The sequence below is a fragment of the Arthrobacter sp. NPDC057259 genome, assembly GCF_042668995.1.
GTDB lineage: Bacteria > Actinomycetota > Actinomycetes > Actinomycetales > Micrococcaceae > Arthrobacter.
In genome coordinates this window covers 88672-111268 of record NZ_JBHUYA010000004.1, presented here as the reverse complement: position 1 = coordinate 111268, position 22597 = coordinate 88672, and the positions used below count along the sequence as shown (strand labels likewise).

The window sequence follows — 22597 nt, the reverse complement described above, 5'->3', positions numbered from 1 at the left end:
CCGTACTTCGTCCGCCTGTAGAAGACCGAAACGGGCCTGGGAGTCCCGGGTGCCCCAAGAGGGGGCAGCGGGGTCCCTGCGTGGCGACGAAGTCGACACGAAAGGGCCTGCCCCACCCTTAGTGGTCGAAGAACACCAGGGAGGAGTTGATCAGTTCGGCGATGACTTCCGGGTCATAGGCCCGGCGCAGGGACTCCCGGAAGGATTCCTTGGACAGCGAGCGGGCCAGCGTGGCGAGGACCTCAAGGTGGTCGGAGAACGAACTCGCCGGCGTCGCGATCAGCAGCACCACGGTGGCTGGACCGTCGGCGGCGCCGAAGTCCAGCGCCTTGCCGTACTTGGTGATGCCCACGGCGATCGAGGTGCGGGAAACAAACTCGCTGCGGGCGTGCGGCAACCCCACGCCGCCGGGCAGGCCCGTGGCCATCTGGTGTTCCCGGGCGTTGACATGGGAGAGGAAGCCCTCCAGGTCCGAGATCCGGCCCGCCTCGAACATCCGCTGCGCGAGCTGGGCGGAGGCGTCGTACTTGTCGGCGGCGTCCAGCTCCAGGATCACCATCTGCGGCGTGGTGAGGTCGGCATCGTACCGGTCCAGTGGTTCCGCCAAGAGCTGTCCCTTCGGTTTGGCTTCGTGCACGCCGGCCGGCTGTGGCCGTTCCCGCCCGGGTCAGCGCAGCGGGACGATGTCCTCCACACCCAGCCGTGCGGCGTCGGCGGATTCGTCGTCCGGCTGCTCCTGGCTGAGCCGTTCGGCGTCCACCCGGGCCAGGTAGTGCTTGATTTCGCTCTCGCGCTGCGCATCGCTCCAGCCGAGAACTTCACCCATGAGTTTAGCGACTACCGGCGCGGCTGACACACCGCGGTCCCAGGCCTCGATCGAGATCCGGGTCCGGCGCGTCAGGACGTCCTGCACGTGCCGGGCGCCCTCGAACTTGGCCGCGTAGACCGCCTCGGCGCCCAGGTAGTCGTCAGCCCCGGGCAGCGGCTCGGCAAGCTCCGGGTTCTCGGCGATGAGGGCCAGGACTTCCGGGGCCATCGAGCCGTACCTGTTGAGCAGGTGTTCGACCCGGGCCACGTGCACCCCGGTCTCCTCGGCCATCCGGCTGCGCTTGTTCCACGCTGCCTTGAAGCCGCTGGCGCCCAGCAGCGGGATGGACTCCGTGCAGGACGGCGGGACGCGTTCGTCCATGGTGCGGGTGGCCTCGTCCACGGCGTCCTTGGCCATAACGCGATAGGTGGTCCACTTGCCGCCCGCGACGACGACAAGGCCGGGTACCGGGTGCGCCACGATGTGTTCCCGGGAGAGCTTGGCGGTGGAGTCGCTCTCCCCCGCCAGCAGGGGCCGCAGGCCGGCGTAGACGCCCTCGACGTCCTCACGGGTCAGCGGGCGCTTCAGCACCTTGTTGACGTGCTCGAGGATGTAGTCGATGTCCTTGCTGGAGGCCGCGGGATGCGCCTTGTCCAGGTTCCAGTCGGTATCGGTGGTGCCGATGATCCAGTGCCGGCCCCAGGGAATGACGAACAGCACCGATTTCTCGGTCCGCAGGATCAGCCCGACGGTGGACTGGAACCGGTCGCGGGGCACCACCAGGTGGATGCCCTTGGACGCGCGGACCTTCAGCTGGCCGCGGTCGGTGACCATGGCCTGGGTCTCGTCGGTCCACACCCCGGTGGCGTTGATGACCTGCTTGGCGCGGATGTTGAAACTTGAGCCGTCCTCGTGGTCGACCACCTTGGCGCCGACCACCCGCTCGCCCTCCCGGAGGAAGTCCACCACGGCCATCTGGTTCACGGCATGCGCGCCGTAGTAGGCGGCGGTCCGGATGAGGTTCGCGACGTACTTGGCGTCGTCGACCTGGCCGTCGTAGTAGCGGATGGAGCCGACGAAGGCGTCGTTTTTCAGGCTGGGGGCGGCCCGCAGCGTTCCCCGCCGGCTCAGGTGCTTGTGGAAGGGGACGCCGCGGCTGTGCCCGCCGGTGATGGACATGGCGTCGTACAGGGCGATGCCGGAGCCGACGTAGGGGCGTTCGACGAAGCGTTTGGTCAGCGGGTAGAGGAACGGGACCGGACGGGCCAGGTGCGGGGCCAGGACCGAGAGGATCAGGCCGCGCTCGTGCAGCGCCTCCTTGACCAGGGCGAAGTCGAGCATCTCCAGGTAGCGCAGGCCGCCGTGGATGAGTTTCGAGGACCGGCTGGAGGTTCCAGCGGCCCAGTCGTTGGCCTCCACGATGGCGACGCTCAGCCCCCGGGTGACCGCGTCCAGCGCGGCGCCGGCGCCGACGATGCCACCGCCGACGATGAGGATGTCGAGTTCCTTGCCGGGCTCCGCGGTTGCCCGCAACGCGGCCAGGGAAGCTTCGCGCTCGTCGGGTCCAAGCGCGCCTCCGGCCTTGGGAGCACCACCGGGAAAACTGTTCATCTCACGCCTCCATCCGGATCAAACCTCGTAGTGCACCACACTACGTCCAAGTTCGGCGGATGGGCAGGGGCAGGACGGCGGACCGGTTACCCCCTACGCCGGCTCAGTTCCCGGCGTAGGGCGAGACGACGACGTCGACGCGCTGGAATTCCTTCAGGTCCGAGTAGCCGGTGGTCGCCATCGAGCGGCGCAGGGCGCCGACCAGGTTGGCGGTGCCGTCGGTGTGGTGGCCAGGTCCGAAGAGAACCTCCTCGAGCGGGCCGACGGTGCCGACGTTGACCCGATCGCCGCGCGGCAGCTCCAGGTGGTGGGCCTCCTGGCCCCAGTGCCAGCCGCGGCCGGGGGCTTCTTCGGCGCGGGCGAGGGCGCTGCCGAGCATGACGGCGTCGGCGCCCATGGCGATGGCCTTGACGATGTCGCCCGAGGTGCCCATGCCGCCGTCGGCGATCACGTGGACGTAGCGTCCGCCGGATTCGTCCATGTAGTCGCGGCGGGCGGCCGCGACGTCGGAGATGGCGGAGGCCATCGGCGAGTGGATGCCCAGGGCGCGCCGCGTGGTGGTGGTGGCACCGCCGCCGAAGCCGACCAGGACACCCGCGGCGCCGGTGCGCATCAGGTGCAGGGCCGGGGTGTAGCCGGCGGCCCCGCCGACGATCACGGGGACGTCGAGCTCGTAGATGAACTGCTTCAGGTTCAGCGGTTCATGGTCCTTGGAGACGTGCTCGGCGGAGACCGTGGTGCCGCGGATAACAAAGATGTCGACGCCGGCTGCCAGCACGGTCTTGTAGTGCTCCTGGGTCCGCTGCGGGGTCAGGGACCCGGCGACGGTGACGCCGGCGGCGCGGATCTCGGCCAGCCGGGAGGTGATGAGTTCGGGCTGGATCGGGGCCTGGTACAGCTCCTGCATGCGGCGGGTGACGGCGGTGGAGCTGTCCTCCGCCTCGAGGGCCGCCAGCTGGTCCAGCACCGGCTGCGGATCCTCGTACCGGGTCCACAGGCCTTCGAGGTCCAGGACGCCGAGGCCGCCGAGACGGCCGAGGGCGATGGCGGTTTCCGGCGACATTGCCGAATCCATGGGTGCGGCGATCACCGGCATGTCGAACTTGTAGGCATCGATCTGCCAGGAAACGGAGACGTCCTTGGGGTCACGCGTACGGCGGTTGGGGACGATCGCAATGTCATCCAGGGAGTAGGCACGACGCCCACGCTTGCCTCGGCCAATCTCAATCTCGTAAGTCACTGCTCTAGGTTATCCCAGGCCTGGCCCGGGATGCCTGCGGCCGGCCGCCATGGGCAGCGCTGCCCATGGCGGTCCCGCGGGCCTGTCCCCTACGCTGGGGTCACACCAGCCCCAATTCATCCCTTCCTGGAGGACCATCCATGGCCCCTGGCCTTTACGGCGCCGACGTCGAAAAGTTGCGGTCCTTGTCAAAGTCCATGGGGCTCTCCGGGTCGCGGCTCTCCGACACCGAACGCCGGATCAACTCCCTGGTGGCGGGAGCCGCCTGGCAGGGCGCCGATGCCGGCCGGTTCCGCAGCGAGTGGAGCGGCACCCTGAAGCCGCTCCTCAGCAGGGCCTCGCAGTCGCTGGCGGAGGCCTCGGAGCTCCTCCTCAGCCAGGCCAACGAGCAGGAGGCGGCCAGCGCGCAGGGTGGAACCGCGGGAACCCCCGGCACCGGAGGCACCTCCCGCCCCGGCACTCCCGCCGGCAGCCCCTCCGGCAGTGCCAGTGGCACCGGGCAGGAAACCGGCCTCGAGACGATCATCGCCGGGGCCGGCGGGGCACCGTGGCTCGCCGGGAACGCCGCCGTCACCTCGGCCGGGCTCTACGCGGACAAACTGTTGGACACCATGGCCAAGGGCGGACTGGTCACGAAGCTGACCAACTGGCCCATGCTCGGCGCCCAGTACGGCCAGGCCGCCGAAGCCGGCTACGTCCGCGGCACCCAACTCCTCAACGGCACCTCCATGCTGGGGCGGCTGTCCGGCGGGTTGGGCATCGTCACCGGCGGCCTGCAACTGGCGCAGGGAATAGCGACGGACAACACCGGGATGAAGATCGACGGCGGCATCTCCACCATCCTCGCCGCGGGCAGCTTCGTTCCGGTGGCGGGACCCTTCTTTGCCGTCGCCGGGGTCGCCTGGGGCGGGGCCGGCCTGCTCGCCAGCAAGTTGGGCTACGGCTCAGCCTCCGAAATGATCGGCGACGGCGTCACGCATGTCGCCGACGCCGTGGCCGACGGCGCCAAAAAGGTGTGGGGCTGGCTCACCTGAGCCGCCCATCCCCCCCTCCTCCCTAGACTGGGACCAGAGACCGAGACCCGCACCACCACCCAATCCCCAGACCCGTCGCCCGAAAGGCAGTCATGACCGCGCAAGACGACGCACCCCTGCTTATCACCGAGCACGAACTGATCGCCCTGGTCGCCTTGGCGGGCACCGACGCGGCCCTGATGTGCCAGCGCTTGTTCCGGCTGGACCACGCCGCCGGCGCGCCGCTGGAACAGGCAGGGGTCAGCACGCTCCTTGAACGGGGGCTGATGACCATCGAGGCCGACGCCCTGGTGCCGGTCGGGCAGGCCGCCAGCGTGGCGGCCGCACTGGCCGGTGCCGATGCGTGGCTGGAAATCGCGCTGGTCACCCCCCAGGCCGACCACGTGTACTTCCTCTTCGGCTCCGCCGACGGCGCCCTGATTCTCAGCCTGAGCAAGTACGGGGTGCACGAACTGCGCCCGCTCACCGATGCCGAGGGAATGATTGTCACGGCCGTCGAGATGGTGAATTTCTACCTGGGCGCGTCCCCGGACGGGCGGCCTGCCGCGGCCACCCTCCGGCGCCATCTCCCGGACGGCGCCTCCCACGCCGTGCACGTGAAGGCGGACCCTGACGGGTCCCTCGAACTCCGCGCCGGCGACGACGGCAGCGAGGCGGTCCCCCTCCGTCCCGAGGACCTGGACTCCAGCCTCCGCAGGGGCCTGGGCCTGCAGCCGGCATGACCGATCCGTCAACGTTCGCCCGGGACCGGCCCGTGCATCCCCTGGACCACTGGGCCTCCCCGGAACTGGCCCGGGTCAGCCCGCCGAACGCCCCGTCCCGCCTGCGCCAGTTAGCCGACGCGCAGGCAGCCCGCGCCGCGGCCTGGAGCGCTGCCATCGCCGCCGGACCCGTGCTGCTGCTGGCGGGGGCCTTCATCTCGGCCCTGTCCGGAAACCCCGCCTGGGTCCTGGCTCTCGGCGCGGCCGGAGTGCTGTTGGCGGTGCCGGGCATCGTGGCCTGGAAACGGGTCCGCGCAACGCTGCCGGACGCCGGCGCCAGCCTGGTCACCCGCGGCCCGGGGTCGGCGCGCGGCGGCGTCATGATGGTCGCGGTGCTGGCCGTAGTCCTCGGAGCCATCCTGGGGTTCGTCTCCCCCGGCATCGCTGCCCGGGGCGGCTCAACGGTGGCCGCGGTGGCCGGCGCCTACGTCCTGCTGGTCGCGCTCCTGGCGGCTTGCATTCTGGTCCCCGCCGTGGTCCTGGGCCGCGGGCGGCAATCCTTCCGCCGCAGGATCGGCACGGACCCGAGCCTCCGTGCCGCGGTGGAAGCAGACCTGGCTACCTGGCGTGACCCCCGCGGTGCCGCCGGGTATGGACCGCTCTGACGATGGCCGGGCACTAATCATGGCCGAGCGCTGGATTTTTGACGGACACATCGCCGGGATTGGCGCCGCGTCCGGTTTCCGGGCTGTGATCGGCATCTGGCATTCCTCCCCCTTGGGCGCCTTCGCCGATGTGATGGTCCAGGAGGCCATCGGACGGCGGCTGCTGCTGGCCCCCTCCGCGGCGGTGGCGGAGTTTGTCGCCGCCACCTACCAGTTCGACGAGGTACGGATTGTGGGCGTGGACGCCGGGTTCGACGGCGGCCGGCTCACCGTCGCCGCCGGTACCCTGGCAATCGAGGCAGGCATCGGCACCCGCACGGTGACCGGCGTCGGGCTCCGTGCGGTCCCGCGCCGGCTTGCCGTCCACCCCGCCTGGCTGACCGCGATCAATCCCCTCGCCGCCCTTTTCAGCCCGGGTGCCCGGACCGCCGGCACCGCCGGGAACGGCAGAAGGGAGTTCTACGGCGTCACCGACCTGCACCGGATCACCGACGCCCGGGTCCGCTGGAACGGCGAAGACCAGGGCGCGCTGGTGCCGATCCGGCCGGCCGTAACCTTCGGCTTCAGCAGCGTCCCGGCCCGGCCCGCCGTGGCGACGGTCCGCACCACGATCCTTTCCGGAGACTGAGCCGTGCGGTGGGGCAGCCTGCGGTCCTCCCCTCCTGGAGGTCAGCGGGCGTCGGCGTCACTCAACTGCGATTCAAACATCCGGAAGTAGCGGCCGCGCAGGGCGACCAGGTCCTTGTGGGTGCCCTGCTCCACCACGCGGCCGTCCTCGAGCATGTACACCACGTCGGCCTTCTCGATCGTGGCGAGCCGGTGGCTGATGGCGATGATGGTGCTGCTCCGGTCCGCGAACAGCCGGGTGAAGATCCGGTGCTCGGCGAGCGCGTCGATCGCCGACGTCGGTTCGTCCATCACCATGAAGGCGGCGTCCCGGTAGAAGTTCCGGGCCATGGCCAGCCGCTGCCACTGCCCGCCGGAGAGGCCGCTGCCCTTGCGCCCGCGGGGATCCTCCATCCAATTGCTGACGTGGTTGTCCAGTCCGTTGGGGAGTTTGAGGATGAAGTCCAGCGCCTCGGCGTCTGCCGCTGCCCGGCGGATCCGTGCGTCGTCCCGCGGGGCGTCGACGTCGCCGAAGCGGATGTTCTCCGCGGCGGTGGCGAACTCGTACTTCAGGAACTCCTGGCTGAGCACCGCCAGGTGGCGGTGCCAGGAGGTGACGTCGACGGCGGCCAGGTCGACGCCGTCCAGCAGCACCTGGCCCGAGTCCGGGCGGTAGAGCCCGGCGAGGATCCGGATCAGGGTGGACTTGCCGGCGCCGTTCTCCCCCACGATCGCGACGTGCTGGCCCTGCCGGATGGTCAGCGAGATGCCCTTGATGACTTCGAGGTCGCTGCCGGTATAGGTGAAGCGGATATCCCGCAGTTCCACGGTGCGGGGTGCCTGCAGCAGCGGCGGCGCGTGCTCGGAGTGCACCGGCAGCGCCATGAAGAGCTCGTAGTCCTTGAGGTTGGCGAGGTCCTCGTCGATGGAACTCAGCGAGGAGACCAGGTTGTTCGCCGTGGACAGGGCACGGCTGACGATCTGCTGGACGTAAAGGAATTGACCGACCGGCTGGGCCCTGGCGATGATCTGCCCGACGACCCAGATCAGCGCGACCACCTCGGCGCCGTACTGCAGGGCGTCGGCGGCGAGCTGGCGCGGGATGTAGCGTTTCTGGAAGTCCAGCCGCCGTTTCTCGTCGGCGTCGCGGAGCCGGGACCGGAGTCCCATCAGGTAGCCGACGATCCCATAGAGCCGCATCTCGGCGATGTGCTGGGGCCGCAGCAGGTTGGTTTCGATCATCCGCCGCTGCCGGCGCGAATCCACCTGGGTGTTCCAGTGGGCGATCTGCTCCCGCGAGAGCTTGAACTGCAGGTAAACGCTGGGCACGATCGCCACCAGAACGATCACGGCGATCCACCAGTTGACCAGCCACAGTGCGCCGATCGCCAGCACCACGGAGACCAGCTGCGTGAAAATCGCGGCAATCCGGTCTAGGACCCGGGCGTAGGAGTCGGAGAAGCGCTTGGCCCGGTCGTAGAGGTCAACGGTTTCCTTGTCGTCATAGCGCCAAAATTCCAGGGCCAGGAACCGTTCGTACATCAGGTCGCCCACGATCGCGCCGACCCGGAAGCTCATCAGCTGCTGGATGTAGCGGTCCACGCTGCTGAACGCGCCCCAGAACAGGCCAAGGGCGGCGGTGACGACGACGTAGACGATCGCCTGCTGCCCGGCGGCGGCGTTGCCCGCGTAGGCCGCGGCCAGCGCGGTCGTCGTCAGCGCGGCGAAGTAGGTGGTGACCAGCGGCAACAGCGCCGAGATCAACGAGCCGGCCACCTTCATGACGACGGCGGCGGGCGAGGCGCGGAAACTGACCCGCAACACCTGCGCCACGGCCCGGGCGTAGGGCCGCAACGCGAGCTTCCGGGCCGGTTCGCGCGCGGGCAACAGTTCGGACATAGCTTCAGCCTAGGTCACGCGCCCAATGCCGCGGACACGCGAAAGGGGCCGTTCTGAGTGATCAGAACGGCCCCTTTCGGGTGCCGGTCAGGCAACCTGTTCGGGTCAGCGTGCGCCGTAGTTGGGCGCTTCGACCGTCATCTGGATGTCGTGCGGGTGGGATTCTTTCAGCCCGGCCGGGGTGATCCGGACGAACTTGCCGCGGGCCTTCAGTTCGGGGACCGTGGGGGCGCCGGTGTAGAACATGGTCTGGCGGAGGCCGCCGACCAGCTGGTAGGCCACGGAGGCGAGCGGGCCACGGTAGGCCACCCGGCCCTCGATGCCTTCGGGGATGAGCTTGTCGTCGCCGGAGACGTCGGCCTGGAAGTACCGATCCTTGGAGTAGGAGGTGTTCTTGCCGCGGGTCTGCATCGCACCGAGGGAGCCCATGCCGCGGTAGAGCTTGAACTGCTTGCCGTTGACGAAGATCAGGTCGCCCGGGGACTCGTCACAGCCGGCCAGCAGGGAGCCGAGCATGACGGTGTCCGCGCCGGCGACCAGGGCCTTGCCGATGTCGCCGGAGTACTGCAGGCCGCCGTCGGCGATCAGCGGCACGCCGGCGGGAATCGCGGCCTTGGCGGATTCGTAGATGGCGGTGATCTGCGGGACACCGACGCCGGCCACGACGCGGGTGGTGCAGATGGAACCGGGACCCACGCCGACCTTGATGCCGTCGGCACCGGCGTCGATCAGGGCCTGAGCACCCTCACGGGTGGCGGCCTGGCCGCCGATGATGTCCACGTGCGCGGCGACCGGGTCCGACTTGAGGCGGCGGATCATGTCCAGCACGCCCTGAGAGTGGCCGTTGGCGGTGTCCACGAACAGGGCGTCGACGCCGGCGTCGATCAGGGCCATGGCGCGTTCCCAGCCGTCACCGAAGAAGCCGATGGCGGCGCCGACGCGGAGGCGGCCCTCGTCGTCCTTGGTGGCCAGCGGGTACTGCTCGGCCTTGGTGAAGTCCTTGGTGGTGATCAGGCCCTTGAGCCGACCCTGGTCGTCGACCAGCGGGAGCTTCTCGATCTTGTTGGTGGCCAGCTTGTGGGAGGCTTCCTCGCGGCTGATGCCCACGTGGCCGGTGACCAGAGGCATCTTGGTCATGACGTCGCTGACCAGCCGGATCGCAAAGTCTGCCTCGGGAACGAAGCGGGTGTCGCGGTTGGTGACGATGCCGAGCAGCCGCATGCCCTCGTCCACGACGGGGAGGCCGGAGACGCGGTAGCGCGAGCAGATCTCGTCGAGCTCGGCCAGGGTGGCTTCGGGGCCGATGGTCAGCGGGTTGGTGATCATGCCGGATTCACTGCGCTTGACCCGGTCCACCTGGTCCGCCTGGTCGGCGATCGAGAGGTTGCGGTGGACGACGCCGAGGCCGCCTTGGCGGGCCATGGCGATGGCCATGCGGGACTCGGTGACCGTGTCCATCGCGGCCGAGAGCAGCGGGGTCTTCACGGAGATGCGCTTGGAAATCCGGGAGGAGGTGTCGGCGTCGGAGGGGATGACGTTGGTGTGCCCCGGCAGGAGCAGAACGTCGTCGTAGGTCAGGCCGACGAAGCCAAAGGGGTCGTGTTCGGGCTGGGTCATGAGTGCGCCTCTTACCTTGGGTTTCTGGGGTTCACGGGTAGGGGTTGCAGCAGATGACCAGCCCGTCATTACGGGCGTGGCCTGTGCAGAAGTGTTGAATAAATACTAGAACCTTGGCGCCGATCCCCATATTCCGGGCGGCGGGTGTGAGCCGCTTCATCCGGGGAGCCAGCCAGGGCACGGCGGCGCGAGTGCGGCGCCCGGACGGCACGCGGGCGCCGCTTAGCTCCAGCCCGTTGCAGCGAGCAGCCGCTCCTCGAACATCGGGATCATGGTCTGCACGTAGGTCTTGGTCAGGTGGTTGTCGTCCTTGTAGACGTAGACGTTGCCCACCACGGCGGGGCAGGTGCCGTTGGCGCAGATGAAGTCGCTCATGTCCATCAGGTGCAGCCGGGGCACCTTGCCGCGGTAGTCATCCAGCGGCGAGGCGGCGGCCAGGGACTCCTGGAGCGGGACGTTGCACGCGGCGGCGTCGGCGCCCTTCTTCTGGACGCATTCGGGCATGTTCTGGGTGAAGCGGGGGTTGTCCCGGATACCGACGACGTCAATTCCGGCGTCGGTGAAGGGTTTGATGCCCTCGAGGTACTGCGGTACCTCGGTCTCGTAGGGCGCGTCCTTGTGAGTCAGGGAGGCGACGGTGAAGACCGCGTCCGGCTTATGCTCCAGGACGTATTCGGCGCTGGCCTTGTTGAAGGCGTTGCAGTCGGCGTCGCGCTGGTCCGACTGGCCGCCGAACCGGCAGTTGCCCTTGAGCAGGGTGACGACCTCCCAGCCGTGGTTCTTGGCGACCGGGCCGAGGGCGGCCATGTACTGCTGGGCGTGCGAGTCGCCGAGCACCACGATCCGCTTGGTCACGTGCTCGGGGCGGCTGTTCTGCAGGCAGCCCTGCAGCAGCGGGTTGCTGGGCACGTTGGCGTCCGTGCAGAGGCCGTCGATGTCCGCCCATTCGTTTTTCATCGCCTGCGGCGCGGGGATGATCTTGGCCTCCGGCGTGGGTTTGCCGGCGTTTTCCGGCGCCAGGACGGCGGCCCCCGGGGTGAGGTCCCGCGGCTGGGCGGCGGCGGCAGCCTCGTCCGCGCTGATGCGTCCCTGCCAGAGGGTGATCGGGGCGGCCAGCAGGGCACCGCAGGCGGCGATCACGACGGCGGAGCGCCAGGCCCGGCTCTGCGGCCAGTGCCATTCGCGTAGCGGCTTCTCCACGTAACGGGTGGTCAGCACCGCCAGCGCGATGGAGACGGCGACGATCGCCAGGCCCTGCCAGAGGTCCGGCGCGGTGATCCCCCACCCGGCCAGGGCCAGCACCAGCAGCGGCCAGTGCCAGAGGTACAGCGCATAGGAGTTGTCGCCGAGGGCCACCAGCGGCCGCCAGTTCAGGAGCCGGTCCACGCCGAACCGGCTTCCGCTCTGCCCGGCGACGATGATGGCGGCGGCGGCCAGCGTGGGCCAGAGGGCGATGAAGCCGGGGAAGGACCGGTCGACGGTCAGGAGCAGTCCGCAGGAGAGCATGGCCACGAGGCCGGCCCAGCCCAGCACCACGCGCAGCGCCTTGCCAGGCTTCAGGTGCGGCAGGGCCAGGGCGAGCAGCGAGCCCAGGGCGAACTCCCAGAGGCGGGCCCGGGTATCGAAGTACGCGTAGGCCTGGTTGCTGGCGGTCTGGTCTATGGAATAGACAAGTGACGCGGCGAAGACCGCACCGAAGGCCACCGCGAGCAGCAGCGGGTAGCTGACGCCCTTTGTCCCCAGTGGAGTCCAGCGGTTCAGTGCCCGGCGGAGCAGCGCCGTTCCCGCGAAGATCAGCGGCCACAGCACGAAGACCTGACCCTGGATGGAGAGGGACCAGAAGTGCTGCAGCGGGCTTGCACCCGAGTGGTCCTGGGCGTAGTAGTCGACGGCGGTGTCCGCGAGCAGCCAGTTCTGCCGGTACAAGAGGGAGGCCCAGGCCTGGCTCAGGACGTCGGGCCAGCGGCTGGCGGGCAGGATCGCCCAGGTCCCGGCGAGCACGGCCAGCACCACCACGACGACGGCGGGCAGCAGCCGCTTCAGCAGGTGGAGCCAGTGGTGCACGAGGCGCAGCGGCTTCCCGGCCTCGACCTTGCGGGCGAAGCTCAGGGTCATGAGGAAGGCCGAGATGAGCAGGAAGATGTCCACGCCTCCCGAGACCCGGCCCAGCCAGACGTGGTAGGTCACAACCATGAGGACGGCCAGGGCGCGCAGCCCCTGGACCTCCGGGCGGTAGCCCGTCTTACGGCTCGCCGGAGACCCGGCCGGCGCATGCGGCCGGGTGGGATTGGTTCGCAGCTCTGACACGCGGGACCCCTCGGGGTGATTCATCGACATTGTGGGCAGGATTCCGAACCATCAATGTTACCGAACCGTAATTTCGTTCGCCAATCGCCAGAGTGCTTACTATTTGCGACTGCGCCTGAGGATGCACTCCTTGAGGCCGCGCGGCTGAGTACCCCGCCGCATTCCCCCGGCTACTCTGAACGGGTCGAAGGAGGCCGCCGGTGATCGTCACGGTGCGAATATGCGTTCCGGCGGAGCTGACCTCCGCCGTCGTCGAGTGTTGCTCGGATGCGGAAGGTGTGGCGGAGGTGGCGCTCCATCCGGGGACCTCGCTGGTGCCCGAGGGTGACGTGCTGCAGGTGATGATCGCCCGGGAAGCCGTCGACCCGCTGCTGGAGAGGCTTCAGTCACTGGGTGTGCAGCGCGCGGGCTCCATCTCCGTCACCACCCCCGAGCTCCTGCTCTCCGACCGGGCCGACCGCGCAGTCGCTGAGGCGCCGGGCGAGGGCGCGGACGCGATGATCTGGGACGAGGTCTCCCGGCAGACCGGGGACGATGCCAAGCTGACCTGGAGCTTCCTGGCCTTCCTGGTTCTCGCCACCCAGCTGGCGGCGATCGGCATCGTCACCGACTCCACCATCGCCATCGTCGGAGCGATGGCCGTCGGTCCGGAATTCGGGCCGCTCGCGGCGCTGGCGGTGGCGCTGGTGCGGCGGCAGTGGCGGCTCGGGCGCAGTGCGGCCCTGGCCCTCGGCGTCGGATTCCCGGTTGCGATGCTCGCGGCGGCCTTCACCGCGTGGTTGTCCGTTCCGCTGGGGCTCTTTCCCACGTCCGCGCTGGACACCGGGTCCGCCGTCGAGTTCATCTACCACCCGGGACCGTACTCGTTGATCGTGGCACTTCTGGCCGGGGTGGCAGGCATGCTGTCGGTGATCAGCCGCCGTTCCACCGCCCTGGTGGGTGTGTTCATCTCGGTGACCACCGTGCCGGCGGCGGGGTTCGTCGCGGTGGCGCTGGTGCTGGGCGAGTACCAGAAGGCGGCGGGCTCGGCCGTGCAGCTGTTCATCAACCTCGCCGGACTGGTGGTGGCCGCGGTGGCCGTGCTCCTTTTCTACCGGGTGGTGACCCGGCGGCACCCCCGCGGTGCCCGACCCCGCCAGGGGCGCAGCAGCGCTACTCCCAGCCGGTAGCGGAGAGCAGCCGGTCCTTGACCATCGGGGCCATGCTCGCCGAATAGGTGCGGCTGAGGTGGTTGTCATCCAGGTAGACGAAGGTGTTGCCCACGACGCCGGGGCAGTCGATTTCACGGCAGATGAGGTCGGTCATATCCAGTGTGACGACGTTCGGGGCTCTGTCCGCCAGGGTGTCGAGCGGGTTATCTGCGGCGAAGAGTCCACTCTTGGCCGGCAGGCACGCCGTGTCGTCCTTCCCCTTCGTCACGACACAATCGGCCATGTTGAATTCGAACCGCGGGTTGTCCCGCAGCAGGATCACCTGGATTCCGAGACCGGTCCACGTATCGAGGCTGGACTCCAGACCGGGGATCAGCGTTTCACCGTTTGACGAGGGCGACGCCGCGGTGCCCACCACCACGATCGCGTCCGGCGGGTTGCGCTTGACCTCCGCGGTGACGGCGGCGTTGAACTTGTCGCAATCGGCATTGGCGTTCTGCGCAGTTGTGCCGGGCTTGCAGCCGCCCATCAGCATGGCGTAGAGCCGCCATCCCTTCTCATCACTCACCGGTTTCAGGGCGGGGAGCCACTGTTCTGCGTGCGAGTCGCCGAGGACGAGAACCCTCTTCGCCGAATTCCCGTTCTGGGTGTTTTCGTTGCACACTCCGCGGAGGGTGGCATTCTGGGGCTCGAGTGTACCGCTGCACGGCTGCGGCAAACTGGCCCAGTCCTTGCCCAAGTTCTCCGGCGCGGGAAGGAGGGCCGCGTCGGCGTCGGCCTGCTCTGTGAAGTCCGGCAGCAGCGCACGGGCGCCGGGATTATTCCGCGCGGCCTTGGCCAGGATGCCCTGATTCTCGAAGTACAACGCCAACTGGAGCCCGGCCAGCGGGACGGCGGCGACCGTGAGGGCGGCCACGATCGCGAGCGACGCCCGGCGCCGCCTCACCTCCGGCCACTTCCACTGCCGCCACGGGCGCTCCACGAACCGGGTGGTCAGGTAGGCCAGCGCTATGGTGGTTACGATGATCGCCGAACCCGTGACTGGACCGGCGTGGCCGCGCTGCTGCACCGCGAGCGCAACGACCAAGAGCGGCCAATGCCAGAGATACATCGCGTAGGACATGTCCCCGAGGCGGACCAGCGGCCGGGAACTGAGAATCCGGTCCGCCCCGAACCGGCTACCGGTCTGACCGGCGACGATCACGCAGGCGGCGGCCAGGGTGGGCCACAGCGCGATACTGCCGGGGAAGGACGCCTGGACGTCCAGCAGGAAGCCGCAACTCAACATCGCGGCGATGCCAAGCCACCCGAGACGCACCCGCCACGGCGCGGGGATCCGGAGCAGAGGAAGGACCAGCGCCACGAGCGATCCGAGCGCGAATTCCCAGAGGCGGGCGCCGGTGTCGAAGTAAGCCTCGGTTTGGCTGGCCGCGGTGAAGACGATGGAGTACACGAGGGAGACGGCAAAAATGAGCCCGAAAACGTAGGCCAACAGCGCCCGATACTTCAGGCGGAAGCGCTTGGCGAGGAGCGCGGCACCCACAAAGATCAGGGGCCACAGGATAAACACCTGCCCCTGGATGGACAGCGACCAGAAATGCTGGAAGGGGCTGGCCGAGGAGTGGTCCGAGGCGTAGTAGTCGGTGGCCTGGGCCTGCAGCAGCCAGTTTTCGGAATACACCAGGGACGCCCAACCCTGGCCGACGATGTCCAGCCACCGGGTCCGAGGAAGGAACAAGATGGTCGCCGCCAGCGTGGCGACCACCACGACGACAGCCGCCGGGATGAGGCGGCGGAAGAGATGCAGCCAGTGTCTGACCAGGGCGGTCGGACGCCCGTCCTCGAAACGTCCCACGAACTGAAGGGTCATGAGGAAAGCCGACACCAGCAGGAAGACGTCCACACCGCCAGAGACCCGGCCAAACCAGATGTGGTAGGTCATCACCATCAGAACAGCCAGCGACCGCAGCCCCTGGATCTCGGGCCGGTAGCCGGGTTTCCGGTTGGGACGGGCCGGAACACCCGTGGGGGCCGCTTCCTGGAGCCCCGCCTGCTGCGTCATCAAAATTCCTCACCACGGACGGCCCGCCTCGGGCCGCCGAAACCTAAGTGTTCCACTCTACGGAAGGTGCGCCGGGGGTGCCAGCCGCCGGGGTGCACCCAGCGAGTTAAGCAGAGCGGACTGTGAGGAGCTTGTGAACCGGCCATGATCTCCCGTGAGAGCCCGGGGAAAGCAGAAAGAACGCCCCGGCGCGATGCCGGGGCGTTCTCTCTCTGCTGCAGATGGTGCACGTGGTGCAGCTGGAACTACACGGTGGCCTAGTGCTGGTGGCCGGCGTGCTCGTCTTCGTCGGCCGGCTTCTCCGCCACCAGGGTCTCGGTGGTGAGAACCAGCGCGGCGATGGAAGCGGCGTTCCGAAGGGCGGCGCGGGTGACCTTGACGGGGTCGATCACGCCGGCGGCGATCAGGTCCTCGTACTCACCGGTCTTCGCGTTGAAGCCCTGGTTGACGGCCGAGTCCGCCACCCGAGCGGCAACGACGTAGCCGTCGAAGCCGGCGTTCTGGGCGATCCAGCGCAGCGGCTGGGTCAGCGCCCGGCGGACGATGCCCACGGCTGCTGCCGCGTCGCCGTCGAGTGCCTTGACCGTCGGGTCCTCGTCGAGGGCCTTGAGGGCGTGGACCAGGGCCGAACCGCCGCCGGAGACGATGCCCTCTTCCAGCGCGGCGCGCGTGGAGGACACGGCATCTTCGATGCGGTGCTTCTTTTCCTTCAGCTCGACCTCGGTGGCTGCGCCGACCTTGATCACGCCGATGCCGCCGGCCAGCTTGGCCAGGCGTTCCTGCAGCTTTTCCTTGTCCCAGTCCGAGTCGGTGCGGGTCAGCTCGGCGCGCAGCTGTGCGACACGGGCCGCGACGTCCTCGGCAGAACCGGCACCGTCGACGATCGTGGTGTTGTCCTTGGTGACGGTGATACGCCGCGCGGTACCGAGGACCTCCAAGCCCACGGTGTCCAGGCTGAGGCCCAGTTCCGGGGAGACGACCTGCGCGCCGGTCAGGGTCGCGATGTCCTGCAGCATGGCCTTGCGGCGGTCACCGAAGCCGGGAGCCTTGACGGCGACGACGTTCAGGGTGCCGCGGATGCGGTTGACGATCAGCGTGGACAGGGCCTCGCCGTCGACGTCCTCGGCAATGATGAAGAGCGGCTTGGAGGCCTGCAGGGCCTTCTCCAGCAGCGGCAGGAAGTCCTGCAGCGAAGAGATCTTGCCCTGGTTGATCAGGATGAGGGCGTCCTCGAGGACGGCTTCCTGGCGTTCCGCGTCGGTGATGAAGTACGGGGACAGGTAGCCCTTGTCGAACTGCATGCCCTCGGTCAGGACCAGCTCGGTCTGCGTGGTGGAGGACTCCTCGATGGTGATCACACCATCCTTGCCGACTTTGCCGAACGCCTCCGCCAGCAGTTCGCCGACCTCGTCGCTCTGCGCGGAGATGGCGGCAACGTTGGCCACCTGGGTGCCCTCAACCGGACGGGCGTTCTCCAGCAGGCGGGCGGCGATGGCCTCGACTGAGACCTCGATGCCGCGCTTGATCTGGCCCGGGGCCGCGCCGGCGGCAACGTTGCGCAGGCCTTCCTTGACCAGGGCCTGCGCCAGCACCGTTGCGGTGGTGGTGCCGTCACCGGCGACGTCGTTGGTCTTGGTGGCGACCTCCTTGGCCAGCTGCGCGCCCAGGTTCTCGTACGGGTCGTCCAGCTCAACCTCGCGGGCGATGGTCACGCCGTCGTTGGTGATCGTGGGGGCGCCCCACTTCTTGTCCAGCACGACGTTGCGGCCGCGGGGGCCGAGCGTCACCTTGACGGTGTTGGCGAGCTTATCGATACCGGCCTCGAGGGACCGGCGGGCAGCGTCATTAAACGCGAGCTGCTTTGCCATGGTGTTGTCCTTTCACGAAAGAACCCCGCGCAGCCGTTCCGTTCATTACTGACGGTCCGGCGGCGCGGGGATCCAAGAGAGTTACTTTACGACGATCGCCAGAACGTCGCGGGCGGACAGTACGAGGTACTCGACACCGCCGGTCTTGACTTCGGTTCCGCCGTACTTGGAGTAGATGACGACATCGCCAACGGCAACGTCGACGGGAACGCGGTTGCCGTTGTCATCGAAGCGGCCGGGGCCTACCGCGACAACTTCGCCTTCCTGCGGCTTCTCCTGTGCGGAGTCCGGGATAACCAGGCCGGAGGCCGTGGTCTGCTCGGCTTCGAGCGGGCGGACAACAATACGATCCTCAAGAGGCTTAATAGAGACCGACACTCGGACCTCTCCTTTTCGTCAGCAAATTCATGGACTTCAAAGCGGTGGTGCCATGCGTACAGACCGTCGTCGCGGTGCCGGCAGCAGCCTGGCAGCTGATGCTTTGGTGTTAGCACCCGCCTAGGGGGAGTGCTAATGACGACTCTATGTAAGGAGTTAGCACTCGGTCAAGGTGAGTGCCAGAAGTTCATCTGTGGCGAACGGCCGCCTGATGTCCGGATGGGCAAGCAGCCCGGCTACTCCCCCGCCAAGTCGTCGTAGTCCCACTCCAGCCCGTCGTCGTCCTCGTCCACCCGGGGCGCGTCGTTGCGCGTCCGGTAGAGCAGGAAGCCGCCGGCCAGGGCCGCGAGGAGGCCGGCGATCAGGAAGATGATGCTGCCGATCCGGACCCCGGCGTAGGTGTCGCGGATGGCCCGGGCCTCGTCGGTGGCGTCCGCGACGTCCTTGCCGTCCACCGAGTAAACCGTGGCATTGAAGGTGTCGAGGAGGAAGATGATCACCAGCAACGCGGCGCAGACGACGGCGACCACGACGCCGGCGATCAGCGCCGGGCGGGCGTAGCGGGCCAATCCCCGACGGCCCGGGGCCTCCCCCGCCGCCGTTCCATCGGTTTCCGTGTTCCTGTCCTTCATGCCGTCAAGCCTAGTGGGCGCCGCGGGGTTCCCGGGCCTGAACTACGATCGATGGCATGGCTGAGACACCGCAGGACCAGATCGCACCACTGCTCAATCCGGCGGGGTGGGAACTGCTGTCCTCGCTGGGCCCGTACCGGGAGGAGGAGGCGTTCCAGCTCAACGCGGCGCTCCGCAAGGCAGGCCACCCGGCGGATCTGGTCTCCGCGGCCTTGACGCAGTCCCGGCTGCGGACCAAGGCGGAGGCCAAGTTCGGCGAATTCGCCCGGCAGATGATCTTCACCCGTGCCGGCCTGGAGCAGGCCACCCGGCTCACGGTCGCCGCCCGGCACGCCCAGCGTTTCGCGGAGGCGGGGGTCACCCACGTCGCGGACCTGGGCTGCGGGCTCGGCGCCGATGCGATGGCCCTGGCGTCCCTGGACCTGACCGTGACCGCGGTGGAACTGGATGAGACCACCGCTGCCTGCGCCACGATGAACCTGATCCCGTTCCGGAACGCCACCGTGGTGCACGCCGACGCGGAATCCGTGCCGCTGGACGGGATCGACGGGGTCTGGTTGGACCCGGCCCGCCGGACCACGTCCACCTCGGGCACCACCAGGCTCTGGGACCCGGAAGACTTTTCCCCGCCGCTGTCCTTTGTCGAGTCGCTGGCCGCCTCCGGCCGCGCCGTCGGCGTGAAGATGGGCCCCGGGATCCCCCACACCGCAATTCCCGCGGACTGCGAGGCACAGTGGGTTTCGGTGGGCGGCGACGTCACCGAGGTCGCCCTGTGGTTCAACTCCGTCCGCCGCCCGGGCATCCGCCGCGCCGCGCTGGTGCTCGGCCCGCGGGGCGCGGCGGAGCTCACCAGCGTCGAGGATTTCGACGGCGGCCCGGCGGCCCCCGTCGGCCCGGTATCCGGGTACCTCTACGAACCCGACGGGGCCGTGATCCGCGCCGGACTGGTGGCCGACGTCGCGCTCCGGCTCGGCGGACACCTGGTGGACGAGCACATCGCCTACATCTGCGCCCCCGAACTGCAGGACACCCCGTTCGCCCGCGCCTATGAGGTCCTCGAGGTGATGCCGCTCAACGTCAAGGCCCTCAAAGCCTGGGTCAGGGAGAACGGTATCGGCGTGCTCGAGATCAAGAAGCGCGGCGTGGCCGTGACCCCGGAGGAACTGCGCGGGCAGCTGCTGCCCGGCGGCAGGGCCGCGAAGAAGGCCAAGAACAAGGCCACCCTGGTCCTCACCCGGATCGGCGAGGACCGGGTTGCCGTCGCGGTACGTCCAGCCGCCCCATAGGGCTCTGTAGCGCCGGGCGGCGACCTTACTGGGCGCGCATGAACTCCTCGGCGGCCCGGACCTGCTCCTCGCTGGGACGGATGCCGGTGTAGAGGACGAACTGTTCCAGCGCCTGGATGGTGGCCACCTCGGCGCCCGTGATGACCTTCTTCCCGGCGGTCCGGGCGGCCTTGATCAGCGGCGTCTCGGCGGGCAGGGCGACGACGTCGAATACCACCTCGGCTTCCTCCACCGCCCACTGCGGGTAGGCCAGGGCGTCCGCCTCGGCGCCGCCCGCCATGCCTATGGGCGTGACATTGATCAGCAGCGCGGCGGGGTCCACACCATCGCCTTGGGCCGGAACGTCGGCGCGCCAGGCGAAACCGTAGAGGTCGGCGAGCGCCCGGCCGGCGTCCTCGTTGCGGGCAATGATGGTGACGTCCCGGAACCCGGCGTCGCGCAACGCGGCCGCCGTCGCCTTCGCCATGCCGCCGGCACCGCGGAGCCAGACGGAGTAGTCCACCGGCACGGCGTTGCGCTGCAGGAGCTGTTCGATGGCGGTGTAGTCGGTGTTGTAGGCGGTGAGGGTGCCACCGTCGTTGACGATCGTGTTGACCGAGTCGATGGCCTTCGCGGACGGGTCCATGACGTCCACGAGGTCGATCACGTCCTCCTTGTACGGCATCGACACGGCGCAGCCGCGGATCCCCAGCCCGCGGACCCCGGCGATCGCCTGGCCCAGGTCCGTGGGGGCGAAGGCCTTGTAGATCCAGTTCAGGCCGAGCTGCTCGTACAGGTGGTTGTGGAAGCGCGTCCCGTTGTTGCTTGGGCGGGCCGAGAGCGAGATACACAGCGTCATGTCTTTGTTCAGGATAGGCACCGCTCCATTAAACGCCACCGCGCGGGACGGTACCCGGCCCGGGACAGCGGCCCTCTCCTCCTCTCAGGTGCAGCTCTCAGGCTCAGCGCCTATGTGCAGCCCGCCCCCCGGCCCTGCGCACCCACCGCCACCGGCAGCTTGCCGGGAGCGGGTGCCTTGCCGGCCAGCACCGCCGCGAGGGCTTCGAAGGCCTCCTGGCTCCGGCCGTAAAGGGCGATTTTGGCCGGAGCAGCGGACTTCTCCAGCGGCCAGGGCGCGTCGAGGGCCACCGCGACGTCGGCGGTCACGGGGCCCTCGCCGTAGCCGATGAGCGCCACCACCGGGCCGGACCCGACACCGATGCCGGCCTGCCGGGCCGTGGCGGCGAAGCGGGACCGGTCCTGCTCCGTGCCGCCGGTCACCCGGACACTCGCGGGCACGATCGGACCCTTGCACGGCCCGGACAGCACCGTGATGGCTTCCTGGGAGACCTTCTCGGAGAGGGCCGAGCCGCTGCCGGGCGCCGAGGCACGGGCCGGCTGGCTGCGTCCGCGCCAGAGCTGCATGGTCACGACGCGGCGCGCCGCTTCGTCCAGGCGTGCGGCCGGCAGGCTGCCGTTGCGGACGGCGGAGACAATCGCGGCGTGCGCGGTGTCCACCGAGGCGGGCATCAGGATCAAGTCCGCCCCCGCCGCGAGCGCCAGGGGCGCGGACGAATCGTTGGGGAACTGCTCCGTAATGGCGCCCATGTTCATGGCGTCGGTGACCGCCACGCCCTTGAACCCCATGCGGCGCAATTCGGCATAGGAGGCGGCCGAGACGGAGGCGGGGACTCCGGGCTGGAGGGCGGGCACCGAGATGTGGCCGGTCATGACCATGGGCAGGCCCGCGTCAATCGCGGCTTGGAAGGGCTTGAGGTCACGGGCCCGGAGCTGGTCCAGGCTGGCGCCCTGGACCGGGAGTCCCTGGTGCGAGTTGACGCTGACGGACCCATGGCCGGGAAAGTGCTTGGCCGCGGGCAGCACGCCGGCATCCAGCATGCCCTTGGAGAACGCGGTCCCGACGGCGGCCGCAGTGTCCGGGCTGCCGGAGAACGAGCGGGCACCGATCGTGGGATCCGCCGGCCCCATGGTCACGTCCGCCGCCGGGGCGAAGTCGACGTTGAAGCCCACCCCTGCCAGTTCGGCCGAGAGGGCCCGTCCGGCGTCGGTAGCCAGCGGGTCACTGCCGGCGGCGCCGTAGCTCATGGGGGCCGGCCATTCGGTCAGCGGGGCGCGCAGGCGGGCCACCAGCCCACCTTCCTGGTCGACGCCGATCAGGCCGGGCCAGCCACGGCCGTCGGCACGGGCCGCCCGCTGCAGCCGGTCGGTGGCGGCACGCATGGCCGTGGTGTCCACCTGGCCGGTCGCCGTCGCGGGAACGTTGTCGCCCATCACGATCGACCCGGCCAGGTGCAGCCGTTCCACCGTCTTGGCGTGCGCCTCGACGTCGAGCCCGGCGAAGGAGGCCAGCAGGACCTGGCCCGCCTTCTGCTCCAGGGACATTCCCGCCACCGCCCGGGCGGCGGCGTCGGCGTCGGCCTGCTCGGGTCCCCAGCCGAGGGGCTGCGCGGAGGGGGCGGCGGGGTGCCCGGCTTGCCCCGGTGAACCGTCGCCGGGAGCGGCCGGAGACGAACATCCGGCGGCCGGGAGCACGAGCCCCGCCAGCAGCGCCGCGGTCACGGGCAACAGGTTCCGGTTGTGAAGACTCTCACGCATCAGCTGTAACTTGACCACCAGCTCGATGCTACCCCTGCACTAGACTTGGGACATTGTTGCCATACCCCCGCTCGCCGCCCCGGCTGCGGTGACGGCGCACATAACCACCGGCGAGCGCCGCCACTACAGCGAAGGGA

At 69.1% G+C, this 22597-nt stretch carries 18 protein-coding genes; 6 read left to right on the top strand and 12 right to left on the bottom strand.

Features of this window, described 5'->3' with window-relative positions; genetic code table 11:
- Positions 1 to 118: 118 nt before the first annotated feature.
- The 3 genes from ACFUCU_RS08290 to ACFUCU_RS08280 form a co-directional block, all read right to left on the bottom strand.
- Positions 119 to 607: a PTS sugar transporter subunit IIA gene (locus ACFUCU_RS08290; RefSeq protein WP_290255850.1), complete on the bottom strand. Its 489-nt coding sequence runs from the start codon at positions 605 to 607 to the stop codon at positions 119 to 121.
- Positions 608 to 667: 60 nt separating this feature from the next.
- Positions 668 to 2419, bottom strand: coding sequence for a glycerol-3-phosphate dehydrogenase/oxidase (locus ACFUCU_RS08285; protein WP_290255851.1), 1752 nt, complete (start codon positions 2417 to 2419; stop codon positions 668 to 670).
- A gap of 103 nt (positions 2420 to 2522) precedes the next feature.
- A complete protein-coding gene (locus tag ACFUCU_RS08280) occupies positions 2523 to 3659 on the bottom strand; it encodes a GuaB3 family IMP dehydrogenase-related protein (protein ID WP_290255852.1) in 1137 nt (378 codons plus the stop codon).
- Between the two features lie 140 nt (positions 3660 to 3799).
- Between ACFUCU_RS08280 and ACFUCU_RS08275 the strand changes: the two genes are divergently transcribed.
- The 4 genes from ACFUCU_RS08275 (at position 3800) to ACFUCU_RS08260 (ending at position 6687) form a co-directional block, all read left to right on the top strand.
- Positions 3800 to 4693, top strand: a complete 894-nt coding sequence (locus ACFUCU_RS08275; protein ID WP_377971934.1) for a hypothetical protein — start codon at positions 3800 to 3802, stop codon at positions 4691 to 4693.
- Positions 4694 to 4785: 92 nt separating this feature from the next.
- Positions 4786 to 5415, top strand: coding sequence for a hypothetical protein (locus ACFUCU_RS08270; protein WP_377971932.1), 630 nt, complete (start codon positions 4786 to 4788; stop codon positions 5413 to 5415).
- Positions 5412 to 6059 carry a hypothetical protein gene (locus ACFUCU_RS08265; protein WP_377971930.1) on the top strand — a complete coding sequence of 216 codons (648 nt, stop codon included), beginning with the start codon at positions 5412 to 5414 and terminating at the stop codon, positions 6057 to 6059. The genes ACFUCU_RS08270 and ACFUCU_RS08265 overlap by 4 nt, the downstream gene beginning before the upstream one ends.
- Positions 6046 to 6687, top strand: a complete 642-nt coding sequence (locus tag ACFUCU_RS08260) for a hypothetical protein (protein ID WP_377971929.1) — start codon at positions 6046 to 6048, stop codon at positions 6685 to 6687. Before ACFUCU_RS08265 ends, ACFUCU_RS08260 begins: the two co-directional genes overlap by 14 nt.
- Positions 6688 to 6728: 41 nt before the next feature.
- Here ACFUCU_RS08260 and ACFUCU_RS08255 read toward each other — a convergent pair whose 3' ends face one another.
- The 3 genes from ACFUCU_RS08255 to ACFUCU_RS08245 all read right to left on the bottom strand — a co-directional run bounded on the left by ACFUCU_RS08255 (position 6729) and on the right by ACFUCU_RS08245 (position 12488).
- Positions 6729 to 8564 carry an ABC transporter ATP-binding protein gene (locus ACFUCU_RS08255; protein ID WP_377971927.1) on the bottom strand — a complete coding sequence of 612 codons (1836 nt, stop codon included), beginning with the start codon at positions 8562 to 8564 and terminating at the stop codon, positions 6729 to 6731.
- Positions 8565 to 8669: 105 nt separating this feature from the next.
- On the bottom strand, positions 8670 to 10181 hold the full coding sequence (gene guaB / locus ACFUCU_RS08250) for an IMP dehydrogenase (RefSeq protein WP_377971925.1): 1512 nt from the start codon (positions 10179 to 10181) through the stop codon (positions 8670 to 8672).
- A gap of 222 nt (positions 10182 to 10403) precedes the next feature.
- Positions 10404 to 12488, bottom strand: coding sequence for an acyltransferase family protein (locus ACFUCU_RS08245; protein ID WP_377971923.1), 2085 nt, complete (start codon positions 12486 to 12488; stop codon positions 10404 to 10406).
- 200 nt (positions 12489 to 12688) lie between these two features.
- Between ACFUCU_RS08245 and ACFUCU_RS08240 the strand changes: the two genes are divergently transcribed.
- Positions 12689 to 13657, top strand: a complete 969-nt coding sequence (locus ACFUCU_RS08240; RefSeq protein ID WP_377971922.1) for a DUF389 domain-containing protein — start codon at positions 12689 to 12691, stop codon at positions 13655 to 13657.
- Here ACFUCU_RS08240 and ACFUCU_RS08235 read toward each other — a convergent pair.
- The 4 genes from ACFUCU_RS08235 to ACFUCU_RS08220 form a co-directional block, all read right to left on the bottom strand.
- Complete coding sequence (locus ACFUCU_RS08235; protein WP_377971920.1) at positions 13641 to 15701, bottom strand: acyltransferase family protein; 2061 nt, start codon at positions 15699 to 15701, stop codon at positions 13641 to 13643. The two genes, ACFUCU_RS08240 and ACFUCU_RS08235, sit on opposite strands and share 17 nt — an antisense overlap.
- A gap of 257 nt (positions 15702 to 15958) precedes the next feature.
- A complete protein-coding gene (gene groL, locus ACFUCU_RS08230; protein WP_377971918.1) occupies positions 15959 to 17569 on the bottom strand; it encodes a chaperonin GroEL in 1611 nt (536 codons plus the stop codon).
- A gap of 81 nt (positions 17570 to 17650) precedes the next feature.
- Complete coding sequence (groES, locus tag ACFUCU_RS08225) at positions 17651 to 17947, bottom strand: co-chaperone GroES (protein WP_056737866.1); 297 nt, start codon at positions 17945 to 17947, stop codon at positions 17651 to 17653.
- 236 nt (positions 17948 to 18183) lie between these two features.
- A complete protein-coding gene (locus ACFUCU_RS08220) occupies positions 18184 to 18579 on the bottom strand; it encodes a hypothetical protein (RefSeq protein ID WP_377971916.1) in 396 nt (131 codons plus the stop codon).
- Between the two features lie 56 nt (positions 18580 to 18635).
- On the opposite strand from ACFUCU_RS08220, the gene ACFUCU_RS08215 reads away from it, so the two are divergent.
- A complete protein-coding gene (locus ACFUCU_RS08215) occupies positions 18636 to 19865 on the top strand; it encodes a methyltransferase domain-containing protein (RefSeq protein WP_377971915.1) in 1230 nt (409 codons plus the stop codon).
- Positions 19866 to 19890: 25 nt separating this feature from the next.
- On the opposite strand, the gene ACFUCU_RS08210 is transcribed toward ACFUCU_RS08215, so the two are convergent.
- Positions 19891 to 20724, bottom strand: a complete 834-nt coding sequence (locus tag ACFUCU_RS08210) for a shikimate 5-dehydrogenase (RefSeq protein WP_290255864.1) — start codon at positions 20722 to 20724, stop codon at positions 19891 to 19893.
- Positions 20725 to 20813: 89 nt separating this feature from the next.
- Positions 20814 to 22460, bottom strand: a complete 1647-nt coding sequence (locus tag ACFUCU_RS08205; RefSeq protein WP_377971913.1) for a glycoside hydrolase family 3 protein — start codon at positions 22458 to 22460, stop codon at positions 20814 to 20816.
- Positions 22461 to 22597: the final 137 nt, after the last annotated feature.